Raw genomic sequence first — 26,349 nt, 5'->3', positions numbered from 1 at the left:
AGAACTTTTTTTTAATAAAAATTTATTCACTAATAAATAAAAAATTTCATTAATAGTATAAGAAAGAGGGTATATACGTGAAACAAAAAGTAGTAGAAAGATTTTTAAAATACGTATCATTTGATACAACATCCAATTCTCAATGTGAAAATTGTCCATCTTCAGAAGGTCAAAGAGTTTTAGCTAAGTATATAGTTGAAGAGCTAAAATCAATGGGTATTGATGATGTAAGTTTAGATGAAAATAGTTATATAATGGCTACTTTAAAGGGAAACACTGATGGTGTGGATACTATAGGGTTCATATCACATTTAGATACAATTGAAGATGTTAGTGGAAAAGATATTAAACCAAGAATAATTCAAAACTATGATGGAAAAGATATAGTTTTAAATGAAGAATTAAATGTTGTTACGTATATAAGTGATTCTCCAGAGTTAGAAGAATTTAAGGGAGATGATTTAATAGTTACTGATGGAACAACTTTACTTGGTTCTGATGATAAAGCTGGTATAGCTGAAATAGTAACTGCAATAGAATACTTAATAAATCATCCAGAAATTAAACATGGAGATATAAAAATAGGATTTACACCTGATGAAGAAATTGGTAGAGGTGCTGATTTATTTAATGTTGAAAAATTTGGAGCAAAATATGCATATACTTTAGATGGAGGAATAGTTGGAGAGCTTGAATGTGAAAACTTCAATGCAGCAAATGCAACTATTACTATACATGGTAGAAATGTTCATCCAGGGTCAGCTAAAAATAAAATGGTAAATGCTATACATATAGCTGCTGAAATATCAGAAATGTTTCCAGCAGATGAAAGACCAGAAACAACAGAGGGATATGAAGGTTTTTGGCATCTAAATTCTATAGGTGGAAATGTTGAAAATGTAAGTATGGCTTATATTATTAGAGACCATTGTAGAGAAAAGTTTGAACAGAGAAAGTCTATTATGATAGAAAATATAGAAAAAATAAATAAGAAATATGACAATAGAGTAGAATTAGACTTAAAAGATTCTTATTATAATATGAAAGAAAAAATTGAACCAGTTATGTTTATAGTTGATATAGCTAAAGATGCTATGGAGGAATTAGGTATAAAGCCACGTCTAGTTCCTGTAAGAGGAGGAACTGATGGAGCAAGATTATCTTTTAATGGATTACCTTGTCCAAATATATTTACTGGAGGATTAAACTTCCATGGTAAAAATGAATGTATACCAGTTAGTTCTATGGAGAAAGCTACTCAATTAATTATAAGAATAGCTGAAAAATATGCTGAAAGAGTTTAGTTAAAAGTATTTAAAAACTAATCATTTAAAGTTATAATAGCTATATCATTCTTTATAAGTCAAACTGATTATGAGTTTGTATTGTATTTGAGATGATATAGCTATTTTTGTAATTAGTTTTATAAAGGATAATTATTTTTAATTGTGTGTATCTATAAAAGGTACAGATAGCAATAAGTATTAATATTAAAAAGGGGGAATTATATTGAAAATTAAATCTAAAAAAATAATAGCATTTGCACTTGTAGTGGGAATTATGATACCAAGTTGTGTATATGCAGACATCACTGATAAAAATCAAAATACACAGACAGGTATGAATCATTATCTTAAAAACAGAAAATCTCCAAAGGGAGAAACATTAATTGGTGAAGATAGATTTGATACGGCCATAAAAATATCTCAAAGTGGATGGAATAATGGTTCAGAGAGAGTATTTCTAGTTAATTCAAATTCATTACCAGATGCATTGGCTTCAACTCCTTTAGCTAGCAAGCTGGATGCACCAATACTACTTACTAATAAAAATAGTATACCAGATAATGTTACAGATGAAATAAAAAGACTTAATCCAGAAGAAGTTATTTTAATCGGAAGTGAAGGAGCTATTTCATCAAGTGTAAAAGAATCTCTTGAGGACATAGGAGTGTTAGTAAGCAGAATTGGTGGAGCAGATAGAGAAGAAACTTCATTACTTCTTACTAAGCAACTGGATGATACAGGAGATTTAGGTGTTTCAAAAGTAGCAGTAGTTAATGGATACAATGGGTTAGCAGATGCAACTTCAATATCAAGCCCAGCAGCAAGTGATAATATGGCTATAATATATACAAGTAAAGATAGTATAAGAAGTGGAGCAAAGAGTTTTATTACACAAAATTCAAATGAGACTTACATAATAGGTGGAGAATATAGTATAAGTAAAAACCTTGAGGGACAATTAGCCAATTCAGAAAGGCTAGCAGGTACAGATAGAAAAGATACAAATGCCAAAGTTTTAGAAAAATTTTATGGAAAATTAAGTAAAGTTAATAATATGTATTTTGCAAAAGATGGAAGTGGAAGAGAAGCTGATTTAGTTGATGGGCTTGCTGCTGGAGTATTAGCATCAAAGACAAAATCACCTGTAATCCTTGCAAGTGGAAGTTTAAGTAGTGCACAGAAAAGTTTTATAAAAAAAGTAAAGGCTGATAAATTTGTGCAAGTTGGTGGAGGTAAGAATAGTAAACCATATACAGAAGCATTAGAATTACAGTAATATAGATAAATCAATAACAACATATAATAAAAACAAGTAAACTAAGTTAGATTTAATTAGAGGTCTAGGATATTATCTTTAAAGTTCTAATTAAGATATAAATAGCAGAGTTTACTTGTTTTTTTTGTTCATTTAAAAGAATTAAGTTTGATTTATTTTTATTGAAAGTTTATTATTCGTTAATATTTATTATATTTCCAGTATGGATGTCAACTAAGTTGATATCAAGTTCAAGTTCATCTTCATCATCAGTTTTTATAATATCTATAATTGCTACAGAGTGGCTTCCATCTTTAGGAATAGAAGTACTTCCTGGATTTATAACTATTAAATTATCATCCATATATAGTTTCTTTATATGGGTATGACCTAAAACCAATATGTCAGCACCCATTTTTTTTGCATTGTCAATAATTTCTTCTTCTGATTCTGTATAGCCATGATTTAATATAATTCTAATTTCACCAAATTGACTCATGACATAAGGACTTTGAATAGGATGTTCTATTACCATCTGGTCAACATCTGCATCACAGTTTCCTTTTACAATCATAATATTTTCTAACTTATTTAATACTTCGATAAATTTTTTAGGATTGTATCCTTCTGGAATCTCATTTCTAGGCCCATGATATAGGACATCTCCACCATGTAAGAGAATATCACAATCAGATAATACATTTAATGCTTTTTCAAAGTAAAGCAAGCTACCATGAGTATCACTCATTATTCCTATTTTCATATTTAAAATCCTCCTAAGTGCAGTCTATAAAAATTTTTCAGATACTCTATGCCAAAACTCATAATTTGACATCCTAAGTAATTTTATTTTTGCATCAGATATACTAACTTTTATATTTTCGATTTGTCTAAATCTGTGTTCAACTCCATCAACTACAATTAATACTGAATCTTCAAATCTGTATTCTGGTGCAATTTTTATAATAGATTCATTTGAACATATTATACTTGATGTAAAACACCTATATGCGTTGGTGTTTATTGGGTGTAAAGGTGTAATCTGCATAAGTTCAAGATTTATATCAACAATACTACCTCCAGCAGAATAGTTATAGGCTGTTGAACCTGTGGAAGTAGAAATAATCATACCATCTCCACTAAAATTTTGTATGTGTCTATTATCAAGGTTTAAATTTAGGTGTATAGTCCTAGACTTGTCCCCCCTTATAACAACCTCATTTACAGCAAGCATGTTAGAGCCACTAGTAGTTGTGTATACTTCAGCATTAAGAAGTGACATTTCTTGAATAATATAATCTTTTTTTAGATAAGCTTCAATAAAGTTATCGATTTTATCTGGTAAAATATCAGGAAAAAAACCTAGATGTCCTGTATTTATACCCATTATAGGAATTTCAGGAAAATCGAAATCTCTAACTGTCCTTAAAAAAGAGCCATCACCGCCAATTGATATAATGAGCTCTGTATCTGGATAAACATCTGAATACACTTCAAAACCAGCATTGGTAAGTTTTCTAGTTAAGAGTTCTTTAGTCTCAAGGGACTTATTTAATTGGTTTGTATTTATAGTTATAATTCTTTTCATATATTCACCTCTTCATACTTTGTATTATAACATAGTTTTATAATTCTTAATTTATAAATTTATAAATGACCTAGCTTGTTGTGAATGTGTTAAAATATGTATAGGCGGGTATAAAAACATACATAAGAGGTGAAGATGTGTTTGAAGTAAAGAATATCACAAAAAAATTAGGTAAATTCAAGTTGAATGATATAAACTTGAAGCTAAATGAAGGGGATATTGTCGGCATTATAGGTCCAAATGGCTCAGGAAAGACGACTTTAATAAAAATTATAATGGGAATTATTGATGCAGATGAAGGAGAAATTAAACTTTGTGATGAGACTATTGACGATTCTCCAATAAGTTTTAAAAACAATATTGGTTTTGTATATGATTCTTTACAATTTTATCCACACTTAAAGGTTAAAGAATTTAGAAGAATAGTATCATTGTTTTATAGTGATTTTGATAGAGAAAGATTTGATGAATATCTTAAAAAATTTGACATAGAAGAAAATATGCATATTAAGAATTTATCTAAAGGTCAATCTGAGAAACTTATGTTGTCAAATGCACTTAGTCATAATGCTAAATTATTGATTTTGGATGAGCCAACTGCTGGAATAGACCCAATTGTAAGGTCTGAAATAATGCAGTACTTAAAAGATTTTGTAAAAAATGGAAACAGCAGTGTAATAATTTCTACTCATAACACTGATAATTTAATTAAAGTTGCTGATTATCTCGTTTTCATAAACAAAGGAAATCAGATTTTTACAGTTAAGAAAGATTTAATAGAACAGGAATATAAAATAATTAGAGCAAATAAAGCAGAATTAGAAGAAATTAAAGAAAATATAGTTGGGGTAAAAGAGTATAAATATTATAATGAGGCACTTGTTAAAGTTGGAGACAGTTTGAAAATAAAAAGTTTGTTGGTAGAAATTGATAAGCATAAGGTCAAAAATCCTACTATAGAAGAACTAATGTATTATTATGTAAATGAGGTGAAATAATGTTTAATTTAATAAGGAAAGATTTAATAATAGGAATTAGTTCAGATGGTATACGGAATTTAAAGTACATAGTATTATTTTTTGTTTTTTATTTTTTCCTTAATTCAATTTCATATTATACAGTAAGTATTGTTGTGAGTTATCTAATGTTTATAAATACATTTGAGTGTGATTATGAAAATGATTCAAGGATTTTTATAAGAAGTATGCCAGTTAGTATAGAAGATATAGTATACTCAAAATATTTATTAGGTGTGGGTTTAATAATTTCTGTAACAATAGTTGTGTCTTTAATAAGCAAATTGACATCACTAGTATTTTTCAGAAATATGGTTTTAAATGATGTATTTTTCTCTATAAATATATTCTTAGCAATTTTAGCGATTTTACTTCCTTTAATTTTTAAATTTGGATATGGCAAAATGAAAGTTTGTAGTCTAATAATAAGTATTTTAATCTACTTTGCATATGGGGGTCTTTTAAAGACGATTAGCATGGTTGTATATCAAGTAAAGCATTTTAATTATAGTAAAATTGGAGGAGTATATCTTTCAAATTATGTAACTGATATGGTTAATACTAAATACATAAACCTGTATAGCATTACGTTTTTAACAATAATAATTTTTATAATATCGATGTATTTTTCTATTAAGATTTCAAAAAAGAATAAGTTTAATTATTAAAATTTAAATTAATATTATAGCACAATAGCACAAAATATAAGGAGACTAGAAATGAATAAGTTTATAAAGGTTTCATTTTTTATTTTTGGGATTTTTACACTATTCATAGCTATAAATAAATTAGTATATAGAGATATGGTAAGTGTCAAAGATTATGAAATAAATCATTTAGAGGAAATTGGTTTTGATTTTGATAGCAGGAGAAGTAGAGATGTTGGTACTATTGTAAGATTTAAAATAAGTAATAATAGTAGATATAGTTATAGGCTAAGAAGTGCTAAAATGAAGTTTGAAAACTGTGTAGAAAATAAAAAAGGAATAAATAAATGTTCTTCATATGTAAATATAGATTTATCTAATGAAAAAAATTCTGTAACTGAAAAAACTCTAAAATATGGAATAAAGCCAAATAATCAAGGTTATGTTGACTTTATAATTCCAAAAGGGTTAAGTTTTGATTATAGATACTTTAATCAGTCTAGCATGAGTGTCGAATATAAGGGAGAATACATTGTCGATATTCCAATGGCAGAAGGTTTATATTTAGTAGTTGGCAAAAATAATGATGTATGGAACTCCACTATTATGGAATAATTTTTAAAAATTGAAAAATCAACCAATCATATATATAATTAAGAATAATATGAGGTTTATAAACATTCAGATTAGGAGGGGTATTTGATGTCAATAAGTAATGTAAGAGAGTATTTTAAAGGATTTGGAAGAGAAGAAAGTATATTGGAGTTTGAACAATCTAGCGCTACTGTAGAGCTTGCAGCTGAAGCAGCAGGTGTTATTCCAGCAAGGATAGCTAAGACACTTTCATTTAAGATAGGTGATGATGCAATATTAATTGTAACAGCTGGAGATGCTAAGATTGATAATAAGAAATATAAGGCTGAATTTAGTTGTAAAGCAAAGATGTTAACACCAGAAGAAGTGCTAGAGTTTACTGGACATGCTATTGGAGGTGTTTGCCCATTTGGTTTAAAGAATCCTTTAAAAGTTTATTTAGATGACTCAATGAAAAGATTTGATACAGTGTTTCCTGCATGTGGAAGTAGTAATTCTGCAATAGAACTTACTTGTGATGAAATGGAGAAGTTCTCTAATTGTGAAAAATGGGTGGATGTTTGTAAGAATTGGTAAAAAATATAGTAAATTATAGTAGAAGTTTGTAAAAAACTATCCCTGTATAAATCGTATACAGGGATAGTTTTTTTGATGAAATATTTATAAATCTAATGGGAAAATCTAATTTAAACTAATAATCCAAAATAAAGTTAAAAAATTCTGATTTTTCTTCTAAATTAAAAAAAAATGACAAAAAAATGGAAAAAATGTAGTAAATATTGTTAAAAAAATAATTAGAAATTATTGAAAAATTATCCTTTGAGTGATACTATTATAAATGTAAGATATTTAAAAAACAAAATAATCATAAAAAAGCAAGATTATTTAGCTCTATTAAAATAATTTTGATATGAGAAAAAATTTTTATATGGGTTAAAAATAGTAGTGAAAGTAGCAATGTATATACTCTTTACTATTGAAATACCCTAAAAGTAAATATCATAAACAAATTATTTTATCTATGACCATTGTGAGAGAAGTCTTATTTTAGCTTGAAATTTCACAAAATTCCAAAAAGCGAGATTTTTTTTAAGTGTAGTTGATTTTAAATTAACAATTTATAATTAAATTAATGTCATAATTGGTTAGTATAATTGCATATAAATATAGAGCTGACTTTAATTAAGGTTATAAATTTCTCGACGTATGTTCAAATACTTTATTATAGATGCTGCCGAGATTTTAATTAATAAATGAAAATAAAATATTTATAAAATACTGAGGAGGCTATTATGGATTTAAATTCTAAAAAATATCAGATGCTTAAAGAGTTATATGCAAGCTTCGCTGAAAATGAAGTTAAACCTTTAGCAACAGAACTTGATGAAGAAGAAAGATTTCCATACGAAACAGTGGAAAAAATGGCAAAAGCAGGAATGATGGGTATACCATATCCAAAAGAGTATGGTGGAGAAGGTGGAGATACTGTAGGATACATAATGGCAGTTGAAGAATTGTCTAGAGTTTGTGGTACTACAGGAGTTATCTTATCAGCTCATACATCTCTTGGTTCTTGGCCTATATATCAATATGGTAACGAAGAACAAAAACAAAAATTCTTAAAGCCATTAGCAAGTGGGGAAAAATTAGGAGCATTTGGTCTTACTGAACCTAATGCTGGAACAGATGCGTCTGGACAACAAACAACTGCTGTTTTAGATGGAGATGAATACATACTTAATGGCTCAAAAATATTTATAACAAATGCAATAGCTGGTGATATATATGTAGTGATGGCAATGACTGATAAGTCTAAAGGGAACAGAGGAATATCAGCATTTATAGTTGAAAAAGGAACTCCTGGATTTAGCTTTGGGGTTAAAGAAAAGAAAATGGGTATAAGAGGTTCTGCTACTAGCGAATTAATATTTGAAGATTGCAGAATACCTAAAGAAAATTTACTTGGAAAAGAAGGACAAGGATTTAAGATAGCGATGTCTACTCTTGATGGTGGTAGAATTGGTATAGCAGCACAAGCTTTAGGTTTAGCACAAGGAGCTCTTGATGAAACAGTTAAATATGTAAAAGAAAGAGTACAATTTGGTAGACCACTATCAAAATTCCAAAATACACAATTCCAATTAGCTGATATGGAAGTTAAAATACAAGCGGCTAGACATCTTGTATATCAAGCAGCTATAAACAAAGATGAAGGAAAACCTTATGGAGTAGAAGCAGCGATGGCAAAACTATTTGCAGCTGAAACAGCTATGGAAGTTACTACAAAGGCTGTACAACTTCATGGTGGATATGGATACACTCGTGACTATCCAGTAGAAAGAATGATGAGAGATGCTAAGATAACTGAAATATATGAAGGAACTAGTGAAGTTCAAAGAATGGTTATTTCAGGAAAATTATTAAAATAGATAAATACAATATACACAATAGGTCGATATTAAAATAGATATGGAGGAAGGATTTATGAATATAGTCGTTTGTATAAAACAAGTTCCAGATACAACAGAAGTTAAACTAGATCCTAATACAGGTACTTTAATTAGAGATGGAGTACCAAGTATAATAAACCCTGATGATAAAGCAGGTCTAGAGGAAGCTATAAGATTAAAAGAAGAAATGGGTGCTCATGTAACTGTTATAACAATGGGACCTCCTCAAGCAGATATGGCTTTAAAAGAAGCTTTAGCAATGGGTGCAGATAGAGGAATATTATTAACAGATAGAGCATTTGCAGGTGCTGATACTTGGGCGACTTCATCAGCATTAGCAGGAGCATTAAAAAATATAGATTTTGATATTATAATAGCTGGAAGACAGGCTATAGATGGAGATACTGCACAAGTTGGTCCTCAAATAGCTGAACATTTAAAACTTCCATCAATAACATATGCTGAAGAAATAAAAACTGAAGGTGAATATGTATTAGTAAAAAGACAATTTGAAGATTGTTGTCATGACTTAAAAGTTAAAATGCCATGCCTTATAACAACTCTTAAAGATATGAACACACCAAGATACATGAAGGTTGGAAGAATATACGATGCATTTGAAAATGATGTAGTAGAAACTTGGACTGTAAAAGATATAGAAGTTGACCCTACTAATTTAGGTCTTAAAGGTTCTCCAACTAGTGTATTTAAATCATTTACAAAATCAGTTAAACCAGCTGGCACAATATACAATGAAGATGCAAAAACATCAGCTGGAATTGTAATAGATAAATTAAAAGAGAAGTTTATCATATAATTTAAGGGGGGATAAAGAATGGGTAACGTTTTAGTAGTAATAGAACAAAGAGAAAATGTAATTCAAACCGTTTCTTTAGAATTGCTAGGAAAGGCTACAGAAATAGCAAAAGATTATGATACAAAAGTTTCTGCATTACTTTTAGGAAGTAAAGTAGAAGGTTTAATAGATACATTAGCACACTATGGAGCAGATGAAGTAATTGTAGTTGATGATGAAGCTTTAGCAGTGTATACAACTGAACCATATACAAAAGCAGCTTATGAAGCAATAAAAGCAGCTGACCCAATCGTTGTACTATTTGGAGCAACTTCAATAGGTAGAGATTTAGCTCCTAGAGTATCTGCTAGAATACATACAGGACTTACTGCTGACTGTACAGGTCTTGCAGTAGCTGAGGATACAAAATTATTATTAATGACAAGACCTGCTTTTGGTGGAAATATAATGGCAACAATAGTTTGTAAAGATTTCAGACCTCAAATGTCTACAGTTAGACCAGGAGTTATGAAGAAAAATGAAATCGATGAAACTAAAGAAGCTGTAATCAATCGTTTTAAAGTAGAATTTACTGAAGCTGACAAATTAGTTCAAGTTGTAGAAGTAATAAAAGAAGCTAAAAAACAAGTTAAGATAGAAGATGCTAAGATACTAGTTTCTGCAGGACGTGGAATGGGTGGAAAAGAAAACTTAGACGTACTTTATGAATTAGCTGAAATCATAGGTGGAGAAGTTTCTGGTTCTCGTGCCACTATAGATGCAGGATGGTTAGACAAAGCAAGACAAGTTGGTCAAACTGGTAAAACTGTAAGACCAGACCTTTATATAGCATGTGGTATATCTGGAGCAATACAGCATATAGCTGGTATGGAAGATGCTGAGTTTATAGTTGCTATAAACAAAAATCCAGAAGCTCCAATATTTAAATATGCTGATGTTGGTATAGTTGGAGATGTTCATAAAGTACTTCCAGAACTTATCAGTCAATTAAGTGTTGCAAAAGAAAAAGGTGAAGTTTTAGCTAACTAATTTCTTGGGGAGGATATTATGAGTACAAGTGATGTTAAAGTTTATGAGAATGTAGCTGTTGAAGTAAATGGAAATATATGCACAGTGAAAATGAATAGACCTAAAGCCCTTAATGCAATAAATTCCAAAACTTTAGAAGAACTTTATGAAATATTTGTAGATATTAATAATGATGAAACTATTGATGTTGTAATATTGACAGGGGAAGGAAAAGCATTTGTAGCTGGAGCAGATATTGCATATATGAAAGATTTAGATGCTGTAGCTGCTAAAGATTTTAGTGGCCTAGGAGCAAAAGCTTGTGGAGAAATAGAAAATAGCAAAAAAGTAGTAATAGCTGCTGTAAATGGATTTGCTTTAGGTGGAGGATGCGAACTTGCAATGGCATGTGATATAAGAATTGCATCTGCTAAAGCTAAATTTGGCCAACCAGAAGTAACTCTTGGAATAACTCCAGGATATGGAGGAACTCAAAGACTTACAAGATTGGTTGGGATGGCAAAAGCAAAGGAACTAATCTTTACAGGTCAAGTTATAAAAGCTGATGAAGCTGAAAAAATAGGGCTAGTAAATAGAGTAGTTGAGCCAGAAGTTTTAATGGAAGAAGTTGAAAAATTAGCTAAGGTAATAGCTAAAAATGCTCAACTTGCAGTTAGATACTCTAAAGAAGCAATACAACTTGGTGCTCAAACTGATATAAATACTGGAATAGATATAGAATCTAATTTATTTGGTCTTTGTTTCTCAACTAAGGACCAAAAAGAAGGAATGTCAGCTTTTATTGAAAAAAGAGAAGCGAACTTTATAAAAGGGTAAAAAATCTAATTAAAAATATATTTGCTGTTAACTAGATTAAATAAATATTTTAATCTAGTTAGCAGAATATAAATACTAAAATAACAGGAGGTTATAACTATGAAATTAGCTGTAATAGGTAGTGGAACTATGGGAAGTGGTATTGTACAAACTTTTGCAAGTTGTGGTCATGATGTATGTTTAAAGAGTAGAACTCAAGGTGCTATAGATAAATGTTTAGGCTTATTAGATAAAAATTTAACTAAGTTAGTTACTAAAGGAAAAATGGATGAAGCTACAAAAGCAGAAATATTAAGTCATGTTAGTTCAACTACTAACTATGAAGACTTAAAAGATATGGATTTAATAATAGAAGCATCTGTGGAAGATATGAACATAAAGAAAGATGTTTTCAAATTATTAGATGAGTTATGCAAAGAAGATACTATTTTAGCAACAAATACTTCATCTTTATCTATAACAGAAATAGCTTCTTCTACTACTAGACCAGATAAAGTTATAGGAATGCATTTCTTCAATCCAGTTCCTATGATGAAATTAGTTGAGGTTATAAGCGGTCAGTTAACATCAAAAGTTACTTTTGATACAGTATTTGAACTATCTAAGAGTATCAATAAAGTGCCAGTAGATGTATCTGAATCTCCTGGATTTGTAGTAAACAGAATACTTATACCTATGATAAATGAAGCTGTTGGTATATATGCAGATGGCGTTGCAAGTAAAGAAGAAATAGATGAAGCTATGAAATTAGGAGCAAACCATCCAATGGGACCACTAGCATTAGGTGACTTAATAGGATTAGACGTTGTTTTAGCTATAATGAACGTTCTATATACTGAATTTGGAGATACTAAGTATAGACCACATCCACTTTTAGCTAAAATGGTTAGAGCTAATCAGTTAGGAAGAAAAACTAAGATAGGATTCTATGATTACAATAAATAAGAGTTTAGAAATTTAAATAGTATTGTTTAAGAAATAATTTCGGAAATCTGATAAAAATCTAATTTAATGGGGGTAATGAATATGAGAGAAGTAGTAATTGCCAGTGCAGCTAGAACAGCAGTAGGAAGTTTTGGAGGAGCATTTAAATCAGTTTCAGCAGTAGACTTAGGAATAACAGCTGCTAAAGAAGCTATAAAAAGAGCGAATATAACTCCAGATATGATAGATGAATCACTTTTAGGAGGAGTACTTACAGCTGGTCTTGGACAAAATGTAGCAAGACAAATAGCATTAGGTGCAGGAATACCAGTAGAAAAACCAGCTATGACTATAAATATAGTTTGTGGTTCTGGATTAAGATCTGTTTCAATGGCATCTCAACTTATAGCATTAGGTGATGCTGATATAATGCTAGTTGGTGGAGCTGAAAACATGAGTATGTCTCCTTATTTAGTACCAAGTGCTAGATACGGTGCAAGAATGGGTGATGCTGCTTTTGTTGATTCAATGATAAAAGATGGATTATCAGACATATTCAATAACTACCACATGGGTATTACTGCTGAAAATATAGCAGAACAATGGAATATAACTAGAGAAGAACAAGATGAGCTAGCTCTTGCAAGCCAAAACAAAGCTGAAAAAGCTCAAGCTGAAGGAAAATTTGACGAAGAAATAGTTCCAGTTGTTATAAAAGGTAGAAAAGGCGACACTATAGTAGATAAAGATGAATATATAAAAGCTGGTACTACAATGGAGAAACTTGCTAAATTAAGACCAGCATTTAAGAAAGATGGAACAGTTACTGCTGGTAACGCATCAGGAATCAATGATGGTGCTGCTATGTTAGTAGTAATGGCTAAGGAAAAAGCTGAAGAATTAGGAATAGAGCCTCTTGCTACTATAGTTTCTTATGGAACAGCTGGTGTTGACCCTAAGATAATGGGATATGGACCAGTTCCAGCAACTAAAAAAGCTTTAGAAGCTGCTAATATGACTATAGAAGATATAGATTTAGTTGAAGCTAATGAAGCATTTGCTGCTCAATCTATAGCTGTAGTAAAAGACTTGAATATAGACATGGCTAAAGTTAATGTTAATGGTGGAGCAATAGCTATAGGGCATCCAATAGGTTGTTCAGGAGCAAGAATACTTACTACACTTCTATATGAAATGAAGAGAAGAGATGCTAAAACTGGTTTAGCTACACTTTGTATAGGTGGTGGAATGGGAACTACACTAATAGTTAAAAGATAGTTCTAAATTATAATCTTTTAAAATTAAATATTTAAACATGAATGTAACCTGTAAGAGTAACTATTCGTTATTCTTACAGGTTTTTATAGTTAAAAATAATTATTATCTATTAAACAAAAATAGTGTAAAATATATAATATCATGATTTTGAAGATATAAAAGAAAGTAGGTAAAGGATTGTTTAAAAAAGAAAATCAAAGATATAATATAATATCATATACAAATGAAGAAGAAATGACTTTAAAAGAAGTTTTATTGGACAAACTGAATTTCTCAGTTAGGTCATTATCAAAAATGAAGAGAGAAAAGAGTGTTCTAGTAAATGGAGTATATAAAAAACCAAGCATAAAAGTATATTGTGGTGATTTGATAGAGGTAAAAATAGAAGAAGAAAAAGCAAAATTTGAACCTCAAGATTTAAATTTGCAAATAATATATGATGACTTTGATATAATCATGGTAAATAAACCTCCATTTATGGTAGTTCATCCAACCAAAAGCCACTATGATAAAACAATAGCAAATGGTGTCAGTTACTATATAGATAATCAAAAGGAAAATGTAAAAATACGATTTGTAAATAGGTTAGATATGAATACATCAGGACTTGTCATAGTAGCTAAAAATGCTTATGCACATCACACTTTGTCTATAGCAATGAGTGAAAATAAGGTTAAAAAAACTTATATAGCAGTAGTTGATGGAATTATAGAAGAAGATGAAGGAACTATAAATGAACCGATTTATAGACAAACAGAGGACTCTATAAAGAGAATAATAGATGAAAGAGGACAGGTATCTATTACTCATTATAAGGTGATAGAGAGATTAAAAAATGCAACTGTACTAGAAGTAAGTTTAGAAACTGGTAGAACACATCAAATAAGGGTTCATATGGCTCATATAGGACATGGAATAATAGGTGATGAGTTATATGGTTGTGTAGATGAAAATCTTATAGATAGGCAAGCACTTCATGCTTATGAGTTGGAGTTTGAGCAACCAAGAACAAAAGAAAAATTGAAATTTAAAGCAGATATACCAAAGGATATGAAAGAGTTAATATCGAAATTAAGATAATGGGGTGATATATATGATAATACATAAATTTATAATACATGTTTTGGATAAAAATAGTGATGTTCCAATATTAAATGATTTTGAAGGCAAGGTTAATCAAGAAGTGGATGGATTTTTTCAAAAAGCTATAAAGAGAATTGCGAAAGATGAGGATTTAAGAAAAGGTATTTTTAAAGATTATAATGATAATTTAATTAAGAATTGTTGTGAGCAAATAATATATGATGAAAGTTCTTTTTTAAAAAACTCTAAAGAAATTGCATCTTACTTGTTTGATGTTATGAAAATCAATGCTGCATTAGAATCTTGTGATTTGGCAATTTGTTTATATACTATTAAAGATGAAAAGAGTGTAGCTATATTAAAATTAGATTATAAAAAATTGTATACTCATTCAATTGAATTTGTAGATGATAAATTCAATATTCAAATGGTTTCAAATGAAATTGGTATTCCAGAGACTCTAAGACAAAAACAAGGAGCTTTAATTAGTTTAAGTGGAATGAATGATGAGTTTCATCTAAGACTTTTAGATAAAGATGCAGAAAAAGAAGGGTCAGAATCAAAGTTTGTTACAGAATTTTTAAATGCTAAAAAAATTGATGACGATAAGTATAAAACAAAAGTGTTTAAAAACACAGCTGAAAATTGGATAACGAATGCCCTTAGTAATGATATAAAACAAGCAGAGGATGTAAGAAGTATATTAAACTATACATTGAAGGAAAAACATGAGGTTGATATAAATGACTTTGTTGATAATTCAATTAAAGATGAGGAGCTAAAAGATAGCTTCAAAGAACATATGGAGGAAAAAGGTCTTGATGAAGGTTTTAGTATAGATAAGAAATGGGTTGAGAAAAAGCTTAAAAAAAGAAGTATAAAAACAGATAATGGGTTTGATATAAAAGGAAATTTAACTGATTTTGAAGACCCAATGAAATATACTGTAAAACAAAATCAAGATGGAACCATAGATATAGTAATAAAGAATGTAACATTTTATGAAGAAAAGTAACTTTAATTTGAGTAATTTATATATGAAAATTGAATATTTTCTATAATTGTAAATAAACGTAATATAGTCTGTGTAAACTTCGATATAAATTATTATATAGAAGTTTACACAGACTATTTATATTTGTAGACAAAACAATATTATTTGTTTTCTTCGATATATTTACATATATCACCGATACATTTAAAATTCTCAGCTTCTTCGTCTGGTATTTCTATTCCAAATTCGTCTTCAAGGGCCATTATAATTTCAACAGCATCTAGTGAATCAGCTTCTAAGTCATCCATTAAAGACGCTTCCATAGTTATCTCATCTAAATTGTCTACCCCTAATTGTTCTGCTATTATTTCTTTTATTTTTTCAAACATTTTAAGCCTCCTAAAGCAGTTTTAATTAATTTTAATGTTAGTTTAATATAATATCGAGAATTTTTCAATATGGAATCCATAAAAAATAATAAAATTTTATAAAGGTAGTAATAAAGTATTATTTGATGAATAAACTTTATTGATAACAAATATAACTTAGGAGGAAATGCTATGAAATATGTAGGACTATTACTAGCATCAGTAGGAATGTTTTTACTTATAGCAGTAAATTTTTATTATAATTCAATAACTTTAGATATGCAACGTATAGAGGATTATGTAATAGAAACCAATTTAATCCTTGAAGATGTAGCTGAAAAAGAAAGCTATGTATCTAATGAAAAAGAAGATTACATATCAAGATTAATGCATGTGAAGAAAGGGATAGAAAGTTCAAAAACATCCTTCTTGATAGAAAGATATAAAGAGTACAAAGTAAAATCAATAGAAAGTTTAATTTATACTATATCAGAAGAAAAAAAAGACTATCTAGATGAAGTTGATAGATACAATAAACTGGGCGAAAAAGAAATAAATAAACTAATCAATAAAAACTTTTTAGAAGTAACTTATCTGTCTATTACTACATATATTTAATTAAAGAGACAGAACTTAGTCTCTTAATGATTCAAGGAGGATTAGTTATGACAAAATTAGAAGACAATATGGAACGTTTCTTTGGAGGATGCGAAGGTTTTTTTAGTAATAAAATGTTGATAATAATAGTTGTAGTATTCTTATTATTATGTACAGACATTTTAGAAGACTTATTATGCGATGACAATATATGGATATGGGTTATACTAATAGTATTGTTGTTATTTAACTTCGATGATGGTTGTTGTTGCTAAAAAATATTGATTATTAAATAGGCAAAGCCAGTAACTTATACAAGTTGTGGTTTTGCCTTTTTTAGTTTAGATTATAAGATGAATGTACAAACCTTACTTTTTTAGGATGAGAAAAAATTAAAAAAATAATGAAAATACATTAGCAAAATGGAAACCAAATGCATAGTATATGTTAGGAGCGAAAAGCTCAACAAAATATCAACAGGAGGTAACGTGGAATGTTAGATAGATTCTTTGGAGAAGAAGGATGTTTTGGTGGAGGAGGATGGTGGATAATAGTACTATTCTTCCTATTCTTAGCTTTTGGAGAAAGCTGGGCAGAATTTGACATAATGGCATGGATACCATTCCTAATAGTTTTATTAATACTTTGCTGCTGTGGTGGATGCTTAGAGTAAAGATAGTAGTTACTAAAAAAAGGAGGGCTTTGTTATGTTAGATAGATTTTTTGGAGAAGAAGGATGCTTTGGTGGAGGAGGATGGTGGATAATAGTACTATTCTTCCTATTCTTAGCTTTTGAAGATTGCTGGAGAGATATTGACATAATGTCATGGATACCTTTCTTAATACTATTATTAATAACTTGTTCATGTGGTGGATTCTTTGATGGTGATGGAGGCTGTGGCTGCGGTTGCTAATACTAATATCATTAAAGTGGAAAAATGCTGGTATAAAATACCAGCATTTTTTTATTTTGTTTTTTAATATGATTTAAATTAATAATGAATATTATTAAATTTGTTGAATATAGGGTATAATATAAAATATAATGTATTTAAATGTACTTGCTTTTATGGTAAAATAAAAACTTATATAAATATAGTTAAAATAGGAACCTTCATAAATTTGGTTCAGTTTTAGATAAATTTAGTAAAATAAGGAGGATGAAGATGAAAGGCAATATAACGATAAAAGATGTTGCTAAACAAGCAGGCGTGTCAATATCTACAGTATCTAGAGTTATAAATGATTCAAAACCTGTGACTGATGAAGTCAAACAAAAAGTTTTAGAGGTTATAAAAGAAACTGGATATATACCAAATCCGCTTGCGAGAAGTTTAGTAACTAAGAAGAGTCAATTAATAGGGGTAATAGTTCCAGAAGTTTCAGATTCTTTTGTTAATGAGGTATTAAATGGGATAGAGGAAGTTGCTAAAATGTATGATTATGACATCCTTTTAGCTAATACATACTCTGATAAAGAACAAGAACTTAAGAGTATAAATCTATTGAGAGCAAAACAAGTGGAAGGTATAGTTATGATTTCATGGGTGGTTGAACAAGAACACATCAACTATATACAAAATTGTGGTATACCAGCAACATATATAAGTAAAACTGCTAGAGATTATGATATATATACAGTAAGTACTAGTAATAAAGAGGCTACTTTTGATATGACAGAACATCTTATAAAGAAAGGTCATGAAAAGATAGCTTTTATAATGACGAGTAAAGATGATACTGTTTTAGAGATGGAGAGACTCTCAGGTTATGAGAAAGCACTTTCAAATAACAACATAGAATTAGACCAGAGTTTAATTAAATATGGTGGAACTGATTATGAAAGTGGATACAACAGTATGAAAGAATTATTAGATGATGGAATAATACCTCACGCAGCTTTTGTAACAGGTGATGAGGCCGCTATAGGTGCTATAAATGCTATCTGTGATGCTGGATATAAAGTTCCAGAAGATATATCAGTTGCAGGATTTAATGATGTTAAGATAGCTAAAATGTATAGACCTAAACTTACTACAGTATATCAACCTTTATATGATATGGGAGCAGTAGCAATAAGAATGGTTATAAAATTAATAAATAAAGAAATAATTGAAAATAAAAAAATAGAATTACCTTATAGAATTGTTGATAGAGAAAGTGTTATAGAAAGAAAAAAATAAAACTATTAAAGTAAATCAGGTAGCGCTTAAAGCACTACCTGATTTTTTATGTCAATAATATCAAATTTAAGAATAGTTTAAAAAAATAATTGTTTTAATATTTAAATGGTTTACTTTTTATTTATTCATGAGGATTGGATTTCTTAGTTTTCTTAAATAAACCTTTAGATTTTTTTTGTTGACCATTTGGTGTATTTTTTGGTGCAGGTGAACTTGGTTTACCTTTAGTAGGTTTAGTTTTCTTAGTCTTAGTCGCCTTAGTATCTCTTTGAGTTTCTGCATCTGAGATTTTTTCCATTATATTATCTAATTTTTTACGTTGATTTTCATCTAAAAATGCTTTGAATTTTGATACTACTTCATCTCTTCCATCCAAGTTTTTACCTATCTTTATAAGTTCCTCCATAAGTTCGTTTTCTGACTTTCCTTTGTAATTATCAGCAATCTTTTCTATCTTATCCTTGTCAATATTTTTTTGTTTAGCCATTTTTTCTAATGACTCTGTATCTAATTTTTTCATAAAAAAACCCCTTTCTATAAATATATATTGAATTATATTCATACTATTTATATATAGAAATAATATTGAAGTGGTGAATTGTGAGTGATATATAATATAAATAAAAATTCTTATAGATAATATATATGCACTGAGCTTTAAAAATGGAACATTAAAATATGAAAAACATACTTTAATATAGGGCAATTATATAATATAAGGGGGAATTGTCTTGAATAATTTACTATTTTTGATTGGAGTGATTGCATTGAGTAATGGTAATATCTCTATATTTGATGATAAAAATAAATCAAAAGGAAATAATAGAGTTAGAAAAAACAAAAAAAATGCAAATGATAAACTATCACAATCTACACATGGAAATTTAAGGTTTGATGCAAATGATATAAAAAGAGGTTTAAGGCTTATGGATTTGAGTGAAGAAGATTTAGAAATGGGAATGGAAATAATAACTAGAACTAAAAAATACATGTCAAGAGATGAAAGAAAAATACTAATAAAAATAGAAAGTGTTTTAGACTTAGTTAGAGGCATAAAAAAATTAAATAATATAGATTTAGTAGATACAGAAGATGAGACAGATTTTTTCAGAAAAATGGATAGCGATGATAAAAAGAATATGATGATAAAAGAAATTATAGATGTATTCCCAGAAAAGAGAAAAAATTCAGTTGAAAAAGCTATAGGAATGAAAAAGAAAATAGACTTATTTGCAGAATTATTTTTGCCAGATGACTTTGGAGAAGGTGGATTCAGTCTAAGTTCTTTGGCAAATATAAATAATCTAGGAAGCATGAGTAATCTTAAATTGCTTGGTAGCCTTTTAAGAGGTGATGATAACAATAAAGATGAAGATAACAATGAAGAATTAGATTATGAGGATGAGGAATCAGATTATGAAGATGAAGAAGATTGTGAGGACGATGAATCAAACTATGATGAAGAGCTAATAGACGAAAATGAAATATATGATGAAGAATTAATTGAAGGTGAGGAAACATACTCTGAAGATGTCGAAAATGATGAAGATATAGTGCATGATGAAGAATTATATAATGTAAATGAGCAAAAATCTGAGCGTAATTATAATGAAAAAAATACTAAGAATAGAACTAAGAGAAAGAGATAATTTAACTAACTACATAAAGAGAAAAGGAAGAAAAAGTAAGACTAGAATAAGTTTATCTTAATTACTATATAAAACCACTTTAAAAAATTCGAAATTTATTATATAATAATAGTATGAAATCCTGAAACATACGATAAGGCTTTTTTAAATTCAACCTACAAATGAAATACGGGAGACCGTGTCTAGTAAATTATAACATGCCTGTTTAGTTTGGACGTTAAAAGTTACTGGCAAGTCACCCACCTGGGAGTGCCTAGGGTGTGAATTTACTTAGCCACCGGTGTTTCGGGACAAAAAAAGTGCTACTATTTCAAATAGTAGTACTTTTTTTATTAAAATGCATTTTTCTACTAAATATATCTAATTATTGATAAATTTAAAAAGCTAAGTAACAATTAAGTTTATAAGAGCATAGTATTAATTAGGCTTCAAAAAGCCGAAGACTTAATTACAATAGCTTACAGGGAGGGCAATGAAAAATGCAAGATTATAAAAAAAATAAAAGAAGAATGATAAATCAGCCAATGCCTACAATTAGTGAGGAAGAAGTGTATACAGAGGAAATGAGTTCAGAAGATATGAGAGGATTTAAAAAATCTCATCATCACAATAATGGATGTAATAATGATAATAAGTGTGAATGTCATGATGATTGCAAACCTAATCCATGCAATCCATGCAAACCTAACCCATGCAATCCATGCAAACCTAATCCATGTGATGACCATTGTGAATGCCATGACCATTGTAAATGTGATTGTGAACCATGCCAAATGGATTCTGATGAATGTTTTGAAAACAAATGTGGACCAGATTGCTGTAATCCTATATCACCAAAAAACTTCTCTGTATCAAATGCAGTGCCATTTGCAATAGAGGCTAGTAGAATATTTGATACTATGCAATTCCAAACATTTACAGATGCAACTGGACCAAATGGAGAGCCATTAACTTTTGAAACAGAAGTAGTAGAAGTATTTGGTTCAGTTCCAAGTGCAGGTCAAGCAAGTGTAACTATAGAAAAAATATGCTTAAGTAATGATGGAATAGTTATAGACACAGGAATGACAACTTTAGAAGATTTCGATTTAGACCCATTAGGAGATATAGTAGGAAGAAATTGTGAAACAACTTTTGAATTTGCAGTATGTGGTGAAAGAAACGCTGAATGTTGTAGACAAGGAAAAGGCAAATCAGTAGCTTATAAACAAAGAGGATTAACTGTAGCAGTTCGTAATTTAGTATTAGAGCTAAGAGGTAGATGTGGATGTACAGAATTCGTTGCATTAGCTTTCCCAGCAGTCAGAGCAGGAGGTGGATGTAAGAGAAGAGTTGATTATGTAGAATTTACTTTTAACACACTTTCAGCACCAATATGCTTACCAGCTGACGGAAGAGCTGTTACTCTAAGACAAGAATATCAAACTAACTTAACTGTAGATTGTATAGGAAAATCTATATTAAAATTAGAATGTAATGAATGTTGTGAACCTTTCTATGAATTAATAATACCAAATGATATAGATTTAGTACTTTGCTTACAAGAAACAGTTAGCACATTAATAAGTGAACAAATAGTAGTTTTAGCATCACCAAATCCAATCCAACCAAGACTTGTTGATACTTTCTCTAAAGTATGTGATTTTTCGCAATGTGGACCTCATCATGGAAGTGGAAAGCCTAGTTGCCACAGATAGATAGGTAGATATATAGACAGTTTAAATTATAAATAAAAATCATCTTAAGGAAGGCTACCAATGTAAATTATTTACTTTGGTAGCCTTCACGTTTTTATAACTAGTGTATAGATTTTAGTGATTTAAAAAGTACTATAGTATGTAATAGACAAGTAAATATTGATACTATTGTCATTGTGTATATGTATGCATAGATATTAAGTCCAGGTATAGGAAGAAATACGTATAGAGCCACAAGTTGAATTAACATACCAGTGATAGTATTTATACTTGAAGCCAACTCTTTTCTTATTGAATGTAAAATGCCAGACAGAGTTTGGTTTAATGACATAAATAGTGGAACTAAAAACATAGCTTTTAAATATTCTCCAGCAAGTTTATTTTTAAATACTAGTATACACAAATCTTTTCCAAAGAAATAAAAAAATATTGATGATAGTATACCTACAAACAAAGTTAGAAGTACAGAGTATTTGATTTTTTTCAATACACTCTTACGTTTTCTTAAAGCCATTTCTTGAGATATAGTAGGTATCAAGTTTACAATAAGTGCTGAACCAACAGTAAAAGGCAAAAATATAAAAGGCATTACCATTCCACTGACAACACCATACATACTTAATGACTGCTGATAAGTCATTCCTGATAATGCTAATCTTGATGGTATCATCATAGAGCTGATAGACTGTAAAAGTATGTTTGACATTCTATTGCAAGTTATGGGAATGGACATTTTTAATGTTTCCATTGAAGAATTATAAAAATCTTTAATACTTATAATATACCTATTGTCAAATGATGAATCTCTCCATAAGCAAATAAGCATGAATATAATATTACTCAATTCACCAATCGATATACCTAATAGGGCAATATAACAATTCATAGATTTATTATTTATGTACATAACCAGTAAAAAAACGAATAGAATTTTACCAATTTGTTCAATAATTTGTCCAATAGCAGGGATTTTTACATTCTTTATGCCATAATAATATCCTCTTAGTACATTTGAAAGAGTTATTATAACTATCGCAGGACAAACTGCTAGTATAAATAGATTTAATTTGGCATCTTTTAAAAACTTAAGTGATAAAAAAGAACTATTAAAGGATGCAACTATAGATATAACTAGCGCTACGAAAAATGATATATATAAAGTTGATATAAATAAAGCATTAGTGTTGTGTCTATCGTTTAAAGCTTTTCTCTTTGCGACTAAACAACTAAGTGCAGTAGGTATGCCTGTTGTTGTAACAGCTAAGCAAATCATTAAAAAGTTAAAAATCATATGGTAAATACCTAGACCTGTTTCGCCTAAAGCCCTTGATAAGAATATTTTATATAAAAAGCCAAATATCCTTACAATAAAATTAGATATAAATAGAATAACTGTTGATAGTACTAAATAAGGTACTTTCAAAAAAATCACCTCCTTATCTTTTAAATATATTCACAAGGAGGCGTAAAAATTTATAATTTTATAAATTCTGGTTTCAATTTATTAAATTTAGATACATATTTAAAGCCCATATTTTTTAGCAGTGTATATATGTAATCGAATTCATAGGCAATTTGACTTACATGATGTGAATCTGAACCTGTAGTTATGATTTCTCCTCCTAAGTCTTTATACATTTGAAGGATATATCTAGATGGAGTCAAATCTGGAAGGTTGTATCTGTAGCAAGATGTATTTATTTCAATACCTTTACCATCATAAATAGCTTGTTTAAGAATTTCCTCAATTATATCAGAAAACAATCTATCATCTAAAATAGTATCATAAGGAGCATATCTTTTAATTAAATCTAAGTGACCTAAAATAGAGTAATCTTTGTAATTTTTAACAATATTATATAAGTAAAGGTAGTAATTTTCATAAACTTCATGCTGAGTTTTATCTTTAAAATAGCTACCAAGATATAAGTCCATTGTATCTATAGCATGGATAGAACATATTATAAAGTCTAATGGATATTGATTAGCTTCTTTTCTATAGGTATCTATTAATTGAGTCTGAACTCCAAACTCAATTCCCTTTTTTATTGATATTTTATCCTTATATTTATTTTGAAGAGTTTCTAGACTTTTAAAATAATCTTCATAGACAATTGAGAAAGAATCATCAGCATAAACATCATAATCAACATGGTCTGTGAAACAAATTTCATTTAAACCAAGTTCAATAGATTTTTTTATCATTTCTTCCATTGTAGATTTTCCATCAGTAGAGAAACTTGAGTGCATGTGATAGTCGTAAAACATAAATATTTCCCCTTTTTATAAAAATTTTGGTATTATATATACATACTAAATAATATCAAATATATGGGAAAGCATCAATAAAATATAAATACAATGAGCGGTGATAAATGTGGAAAAATACAGAATAGATTTAAGTGAAAAGAAGTTAACTAAATATATACAGATATTTAATCATATAAAAGAATTGATAATAGATAAAGAGTTAGTTGAACATGAAAAACTGCCTCCAATAAGAAAACTATCAGAATTTCTACAAGTAAATAATACTACTATAGTTAAAGTATATGAGCTTTTAGAGAATGAAGGGTATGTATATAAGATTGTAGGTAGTGGAACATTCGTGTCAAGTTCAAATTCTTATAAAAGTGGTGTAGACAACAGAAAAAATAAAAATATTGTACAAAGAGATGATTTAATTCATTTTGACAATGGAAATCCATCTAATGATATGTTTCCTATTGATTCATTTAAAAATGCTGTAAATATGGCATTATCTAAAGATGGTAGTTCGATATTTGATTATGATGAAGGTCTTGGCTCTGAAGAATTAAGAGAAAAGATGGTAGAGTATCTAAGTGATGGAAGTATAAAAACGACTAAAGAAAATATTCAAATAATATCAGGTGCTCAACAGGGTATAGACATAGTTTGTAAAGGGCTTATAAGTTATTCAGATGTTGTCTTTATGGAGGAACCTTCTTATAATGGAGCGATTGAAGTGTTCAAAAGTAGAGGTGCAAAAATAATATCTATACCTATGTTAGATGATGGAATTGATATAGGTATTTTAAAATTAAAATTGGAAAAAATAAAACCAAGACTTATATATATTATGCCTAATTTCCAAAATCCAACAGGAATATCTTATTCAACATATAAAAAAAAGAAGTTAATAGAACTGGCAGAAGAACATGATTTTTATATAATTGAAGATGATTTTATAAGTGATTTTACATTTGAATCAAAAGACAATAGGACTGTTAGAAGTTATGATGACAAAAATAGAGTGGTGTATATAAAGAGTTTTTCAAAAATACTTATGCCGGGTCTTAGGATAGGAATTGTAGAAATGCCAAATGAACTGCTAAAAAAAGTTTTATGGGCTAAATACTCTTCAGATATATCAACACCAGGTCTTATTCAAAAATCAATGTATTACTATATGGAGAATTTTGATTGGAAAATTTATTTAAGCCATATAGAGAAGATATATACTGATAAGTACAAATTGGCAAAAAGCTTGATTAATAATAAATTGAGTGGTAAATTAAAAGTTAGAAAATCTTGTGGAGGAATAAACTTTTTTTTAGAATTACCAAGAGGATATACATCCCAAGCATTTACAAGCTTTATGTTGAACAAGGGAGTGTCTATGCTTCCAGGAACTTATTTTTTTGACAATTTAGTAGATGATAGATTTTTTAGGATAAACATAGCTCGTCCAAGCATGGAAGAGTTAGAAAAAGGAATAACCATAATCAGTGATAATATAGATGAATTTTTTTGTGAATATAAAAACAAGTTAGATATAAAAAGCAATAAATTATTTTATTAAATAAATAGAAGTCTTTAGGAGGAAAACATGTTTGACAAAAAGAAATTAGATAGGATTAATGAATTAGCAAAAAAAAATAAAGAGGGAGTTCTTTCAGATGATGAAATCAAAGAAAGAGAACTTTTAAGAAAGGAATACTTAGAAAATTTTAGGGCACACTTTAAATCAAGACTTGACAGTGTCAAGGTGGTTTCACCAGAGGAATATGAACAATATATGAAAAATAATAAAAATTAAAACTTAATAGGAGGAAAA

At 29.0% G+C, this 26,349-nt stretch carries 29 protein-coding genes and 1 other RNA gene; 24 read left to right on the top strand and 6 right to left on the bottom strand.

The features are described from left to right. Positions 1–77 precede the first annotated feature (77 nt). Both pepT and Q3304_RS01785 read left to right on the top strand, forming a co-directional pair. Positions 78–1,304 carry a peptidase T gene (pepT, locus tag Q3304_RS01790; RefSeq protein ID WP_407813289.1) on the top strand — a complete coding sequence of 409 codons (1,227 nt, stop codon included), beginning with the start codon at positions 78–80 and terminating at the stop codon, positions 1,302–1,304. 205 nt (positions 1,305–1,509) lie between these two features. Next, positions 1,510–2,562: a cell wall-binding repeat-containing protein gene (locus tag Q3304_RS01785; protein ID WP_407813290.1), complete on the top strand. Its 1,053-nt coding sequence runs from the start codon at positions 1,510–1,512 to the stop codon at positions 2,560–2,562. Positions 2,563–2,734: 172 nt separating this feature from the next. Here Q3304_RS01785 and yfcE read toward each other — a convergent pair whose 3' ends face one another. Further along, the gene (gene yfcE / locus Q3304_RS01780) at positions 2,735–3,304 is read right to left on the bottom strand and encodes a phosphodiesterase (protein ID WP_407813291.1); all 570 of its coding nucleotides are present in this window, start codon (positions 3,302–3,304) and stop codon (positions 2,735–2,737) included. Positions 3,305–3,328: 24 nt separating this feature from the next. Further along, on the bottom strand, positions 3,329–4,129 hold the full coding sequence (locus Q3304_RS01775) for an NAD(+)/NADH kinase (RefSeq protein WP_054269598.1): 801 nt from the start codon (positions 4,127–4,129) through the stop codon (positions 3,329–3,331). 137 nt (positions 4,130–4,266) lie between these two features. On the opposite strand from Q3304_RS01775, the gene Q3304_RS01770 reads away from it, so the two are divergent. The 12 genes from Q3304_RS01770 (at position 4,267) to Q3304_RS01715 (ending at position 15,798) form a co-directional block, all read left to right on the top strand. Continuing rightward, positions 4,267–5,127 carry an ABC transporter ATP-binding protein gene (locus Q3304_RS01770; protein ID WP_054269599.1) on the top strand — a complete coding sequence of 287 codons (861 nt, stop codon included), beginning with the start codon at positions 4,267–4,269 and terminating at the stop codon, positions 5,125–5,127. Continuing rightward, a complete protein-coding gene (locus Q3304_RS01765) occupies positions 5,127–5,813 on the top strand; it encodes an ABC-2 transporter permease (RefSeq protein ID WP_054269600.1) in 687 nt (228 codons plus the stop codon). The genes Q3304_RS01770 and Q3304_RS01765 overlap by 1 nt, the downstream gene beginning before the upstream one ends. A 51-nt stretch (positions 5,814–5,864) precedes the next feature. Further along, complete coding sequence (locus Q3304_RS01760) at positions 5,865–6,407, top strand: hypothetical protein (protein WP_407813292.1); 543 nt, start codon at positions 5,865–5,867, stop codon at positions 6,405–6,407. Between the two features lie 87 nt (positions 6,408–6,494). Continuing rightward, entirely contained in the window at positions 6,495–6,962 is a 468-nt protein-coding gene (locus tag Q3304_RS01755) for a YbaK/EbsC family protein (RefSeq protein ID WP_054269602.1), read from the top strand. Between the two features lie 716 nt (positions 6,963–7,678). Beyond that, positions 7,679–8,815, top strand: a complete 1,137-nt coding sequence (locus Q3304_RS01750) for an acyl-CoA dehydrogenase (RefSeq protein WP_054269603.1) — start codon at positions 7,679–7,681, stop codon at positions 8,813–8,815. Positions 8,816–8,870: 55 nt separating this feature from the next. Further along, positions 8,871–9,653 carry an electron transfer flavoprotein subunit beta/FixA family protein gene (locus tag Q3304_RS01745; RefSeq protein ID WP_054269604.1) on the top strand — a complete coding sequence of 261 codons (783 nt, stop codon included), beginning with the start codon at positions 8,871–8,873 and terminating at the stop codon, positions 9,651–9,653. Between the two features lie 18 nt (positions 9,654–9,671). Then, positions 9,672–10,682, top strand: a complete 1,011-nt coding sequence (locus tag Q3304_RS01740; RefSeq protein ID WP_054269605.1) for an electron transfer flavoprotein subunit alpha/FixB family protein — start codon at positions 9,672–9,674, stop codon at positions 10,680–10,682. Between the two features lie 18 nt (positions 10,683–10,700). Then, on the top strand, positions 10,701–11,498 hold the full coding sequence (locus tag Q3304_RS01735; protein WP_054269606.1) for an enoyl-CoA hydratase-related protein: 798 nt from the start codon (positions 10,701–10,703) through the stop codon (positions 11,496–11,498). 99 nt (positions 11,499–11,597) lie between these two features. Further along, positions 11,598–12,443 carry a 3-hydroxybutyryl-CoA dehydrogenase gene (locus Q3304_RS01730; RefSeq protein WP_021383883.1) on the top strand — a complete coding sequence of 282 codons (846 nt, stop codon included), beginning with the start codon at positions 11,598–11,600 and terminating at the stop codon, positions 12,441–12,443. Between the two features lie 81 nt (positions 12,444–12,524). Further along, a complete protein-coding gene (locus Q3304_RS01725) occupies positions 12,525–13,700 on the top strand; it encodes an acetyl-CoA C-acetyltransferase (RefSeq protein WP_054276199.1) in 1,176 nt (391 codons plus the stop codon). Positions 13,701–13,877: 177 nt separating this feature from the next. Beyond that, positions 13,878–14,780 carry an RluA family pseudouridine synthase gene (locus tag Q3304_RS01720; RefSeq protein ID WP_407813293.1) on the top strand — a complete coding sequence of 301 codons (903 nt, stop codon included), beginning with the start codon at positions 13,878–13,880 and terminating at the stop codon, positions 14,778–14,780. Positions 14,781–14,793: 13 nt separating this feature from the next. After that, positions 14,794–15,798: a nucleoid-associated protein gene (locus Q3304_RS01715; protein ID WP_054276200.1), complete on the top strand. Its 1,005-nt coding sequence runs from the start codon at positions 14,794–14,796 to the stop codon at positions 15,796–15,798. Positions 15,799–15,938: 140 nt separating this feature from the next. Here the strand turns inward: Q3304_RS01715 and acpP are convergent, their stop codons facing one another. After that, a complete protein-coding gene (acpP, locus tag Q3304_RS01710; protein ID WP_003418905.1) occupies positions 15,939–16,166 on the bottom strand; it encodes an acyl carrier protein in 228 nt (75 codons plus the stop codon). Positions 16,167–16,337: 171 nt separating this feature from the next. Here acpP and Q3304_RS01705 point away from each other — a divergent pair, with 171 nt between their 5' ends. The 5 genes from Q3304_RS01705 (at position 16,338) to ccpA (ending at position 18,925) form a co-directional block, all read left to right on the top strand. After that, on the top strand, positions 16,338–16,763 hold the full coding sequence (locus Q3304_RS01705; protein WP_407813294.1) for a hypothetical protein: 426 nt from the start codon (positions 16,338–16,340) through the stop codon (positions 16,761–16,763). 47 nt (positions 16,764–16,810) lie between these two features. Further along, positions 16,811–17,017, top strand: a complete 207-nt coding sequence (locus Q3304_RS01700; protein WP_054269611.1) for a hypothetical protein — start codon at positions 16,811–16,813, stop codon at positions 17,015–17,017. Between the two features lie 218 nt (positions 17,018–17,235). After that, positions 17,236–17,415 carry a hypothetical protein gene (locus tag Q3304_RS01695; RefSeq protein WP_054269612.1) on the top strand — a complete coding sequence of 60 codons (180 nt, stop codon included), beginning with the start codon at positions 17,236–17,238 and terminating at the stop codon, positions 17,413–17,415. Positions 17,416–17,449: 34 nt separating this feature from the next. After that, on the top strand, positions 17,450–17,656 hold the full coding sequence (locus Q3304_RS01690) for a hypothetical protein (RefSeq protein ID WP_054269613.1): 207 nt from the start codon (positions 17,450–17,452) through the stop codon (positions 17,654–17,656). A gap of 246 nt (positions 17,657–17,902) precedes the next feature. Next, positions 17,903–18,925 (top strand): LacI family transcriptional regulator CcpA, encoded by a 1,023-nt coding sequence (gene ccpA / locus Q3304_RS01685; RefSeq protein WP_054269614.1) that lies wholly within the window; start codon positions 17,903–17,905, stop codon positions 18,923–18,925. 121 nt (positions 18,926–19,046) lie between these two features. Here ccpA and Q3304_RS01680 read toward each other — a convergent pair whose 3' ends face one another. Then, entirely contained in the window at positions 19,047–19,445 is a 399-nt protein-coding gene (locus Q3304_RS01680; protein ID WP_054269615.1) for a hypothetical protein, read from the bottom strand. 211 nt (positions 19,446–19,656) lie between these two features. On the opposite strand from Q3304_RS01680, the gene Q3304_RS01675 reads away from it, so the two are divergent. From Q3304_RS01675 to cdeC, 3 genes are all read left to right on the top strand, one after another. Next, positions 19,657–20,574, top strand: coding sequence for a hypothetical protein (locus Q3304_RS01675; protein WP_407813295.1), 918 nt, complete (start codon positions 19,657–19,659; stop codon positions 20,572–20,574). A 115-nt stretch (positions 20,575–20,689) separates the two neighbouring features. Beyond that, a non-coding RNA gene (ssrS, locus tag Q3304_RS01670) (6S RNA) lies at positions 20,690–20,870 on the top strand. A 183-nt stretch (positions 20,871–21,053) separates the two neighbouring features. Further along, positions 21,054–22,271 carry an exosporium morphogenetic protein CdeC gene (gene cdeC / locus Q3304_RS01665; protein ID WP_054269617.1) on the top strand — a complete coding sequence of 406 codons (1,218 nt, stop codon included), beginning with the start codon at positions 21,054–21,056 and terminating at the stop codon, positions 22,269–22,271. Between the two features lie 100 nt (positions 22,272–22,371). On the opposite strand, the gene Q3304_RS01660 is transcribed toward cdeC, so the two are convergent. Together Q3304_RS01660 and Q3304_RS01655 are read right to left on the bottom strand one after the other, a co-directional pair. Next, positions 22,372–23,694: a polysaccharide biosynthesis protein gene (locus tag Q3304_RS01660; protein ID WP_054269618.1), complete on the bottom strand. Its 1,323-nt coding sequence runs from the start codon at positions 23,692–23,694 to the stop codon at positions 22,372–22,374. Positions 23,695–23,744: 50 nt separating this feature from the next. Further along, positions 23,745–24,539 carry a histidinol-phosphatase HisJ family protein gene (locus tag Q3304_RS01655; protein WP_054269619.1) on the bottom strand — a complete coding sequence of 265 codons (795 nt, stop codon included), beginning with the start codon at positions 24,537–24,539 and terminating at the stop codon, positions 23,745–23,747. Between the two features lie 109 nt (positions 24,540–24,648). Between Q3304_RS01655 and Q3304_RS01650 the strand changes: the two genes are divergently transcribed. Continuing rightward, positions 24,649–26,094 (top strand): PLP-dependent aminotransferase family protein, encoded by a 1,446-nt coding sequence (locus Q3304_RS01650; RefSeq protein ID WP_407813296.1) that lies wholly within the window; start codon positions 24,649–24,651, stop codon positions 26,092–26,094. Positions 26,095–26,121: 27 nt separating this feature from the next. Then, a complete protein-coding gene (locus Q3304_RS01645; RefSeq protein WP_054269620.1) occupies positions 26,122–26,331 on the top strand; it encodes a DUF896 domain-containing protein in 210 nt (69 codons plus the stop codon). Positions 26,332–26,349 lie beyond the last annotated feature (18 nt).

It is taken from the genome of Clostridioides sp. GD02377 (assembly GCF_045899875.1).
GTDB lineage: Bacteria > Bacillota > Clostridia > Peptostreptococcales > Peptostreptococcaceae > Clostridioides > Clostridioides difficile_A.
Note: the sequence above shows the minus strand (reverse complement) of the source record. Positions and strands in the feature narration are given on the sequence as shown.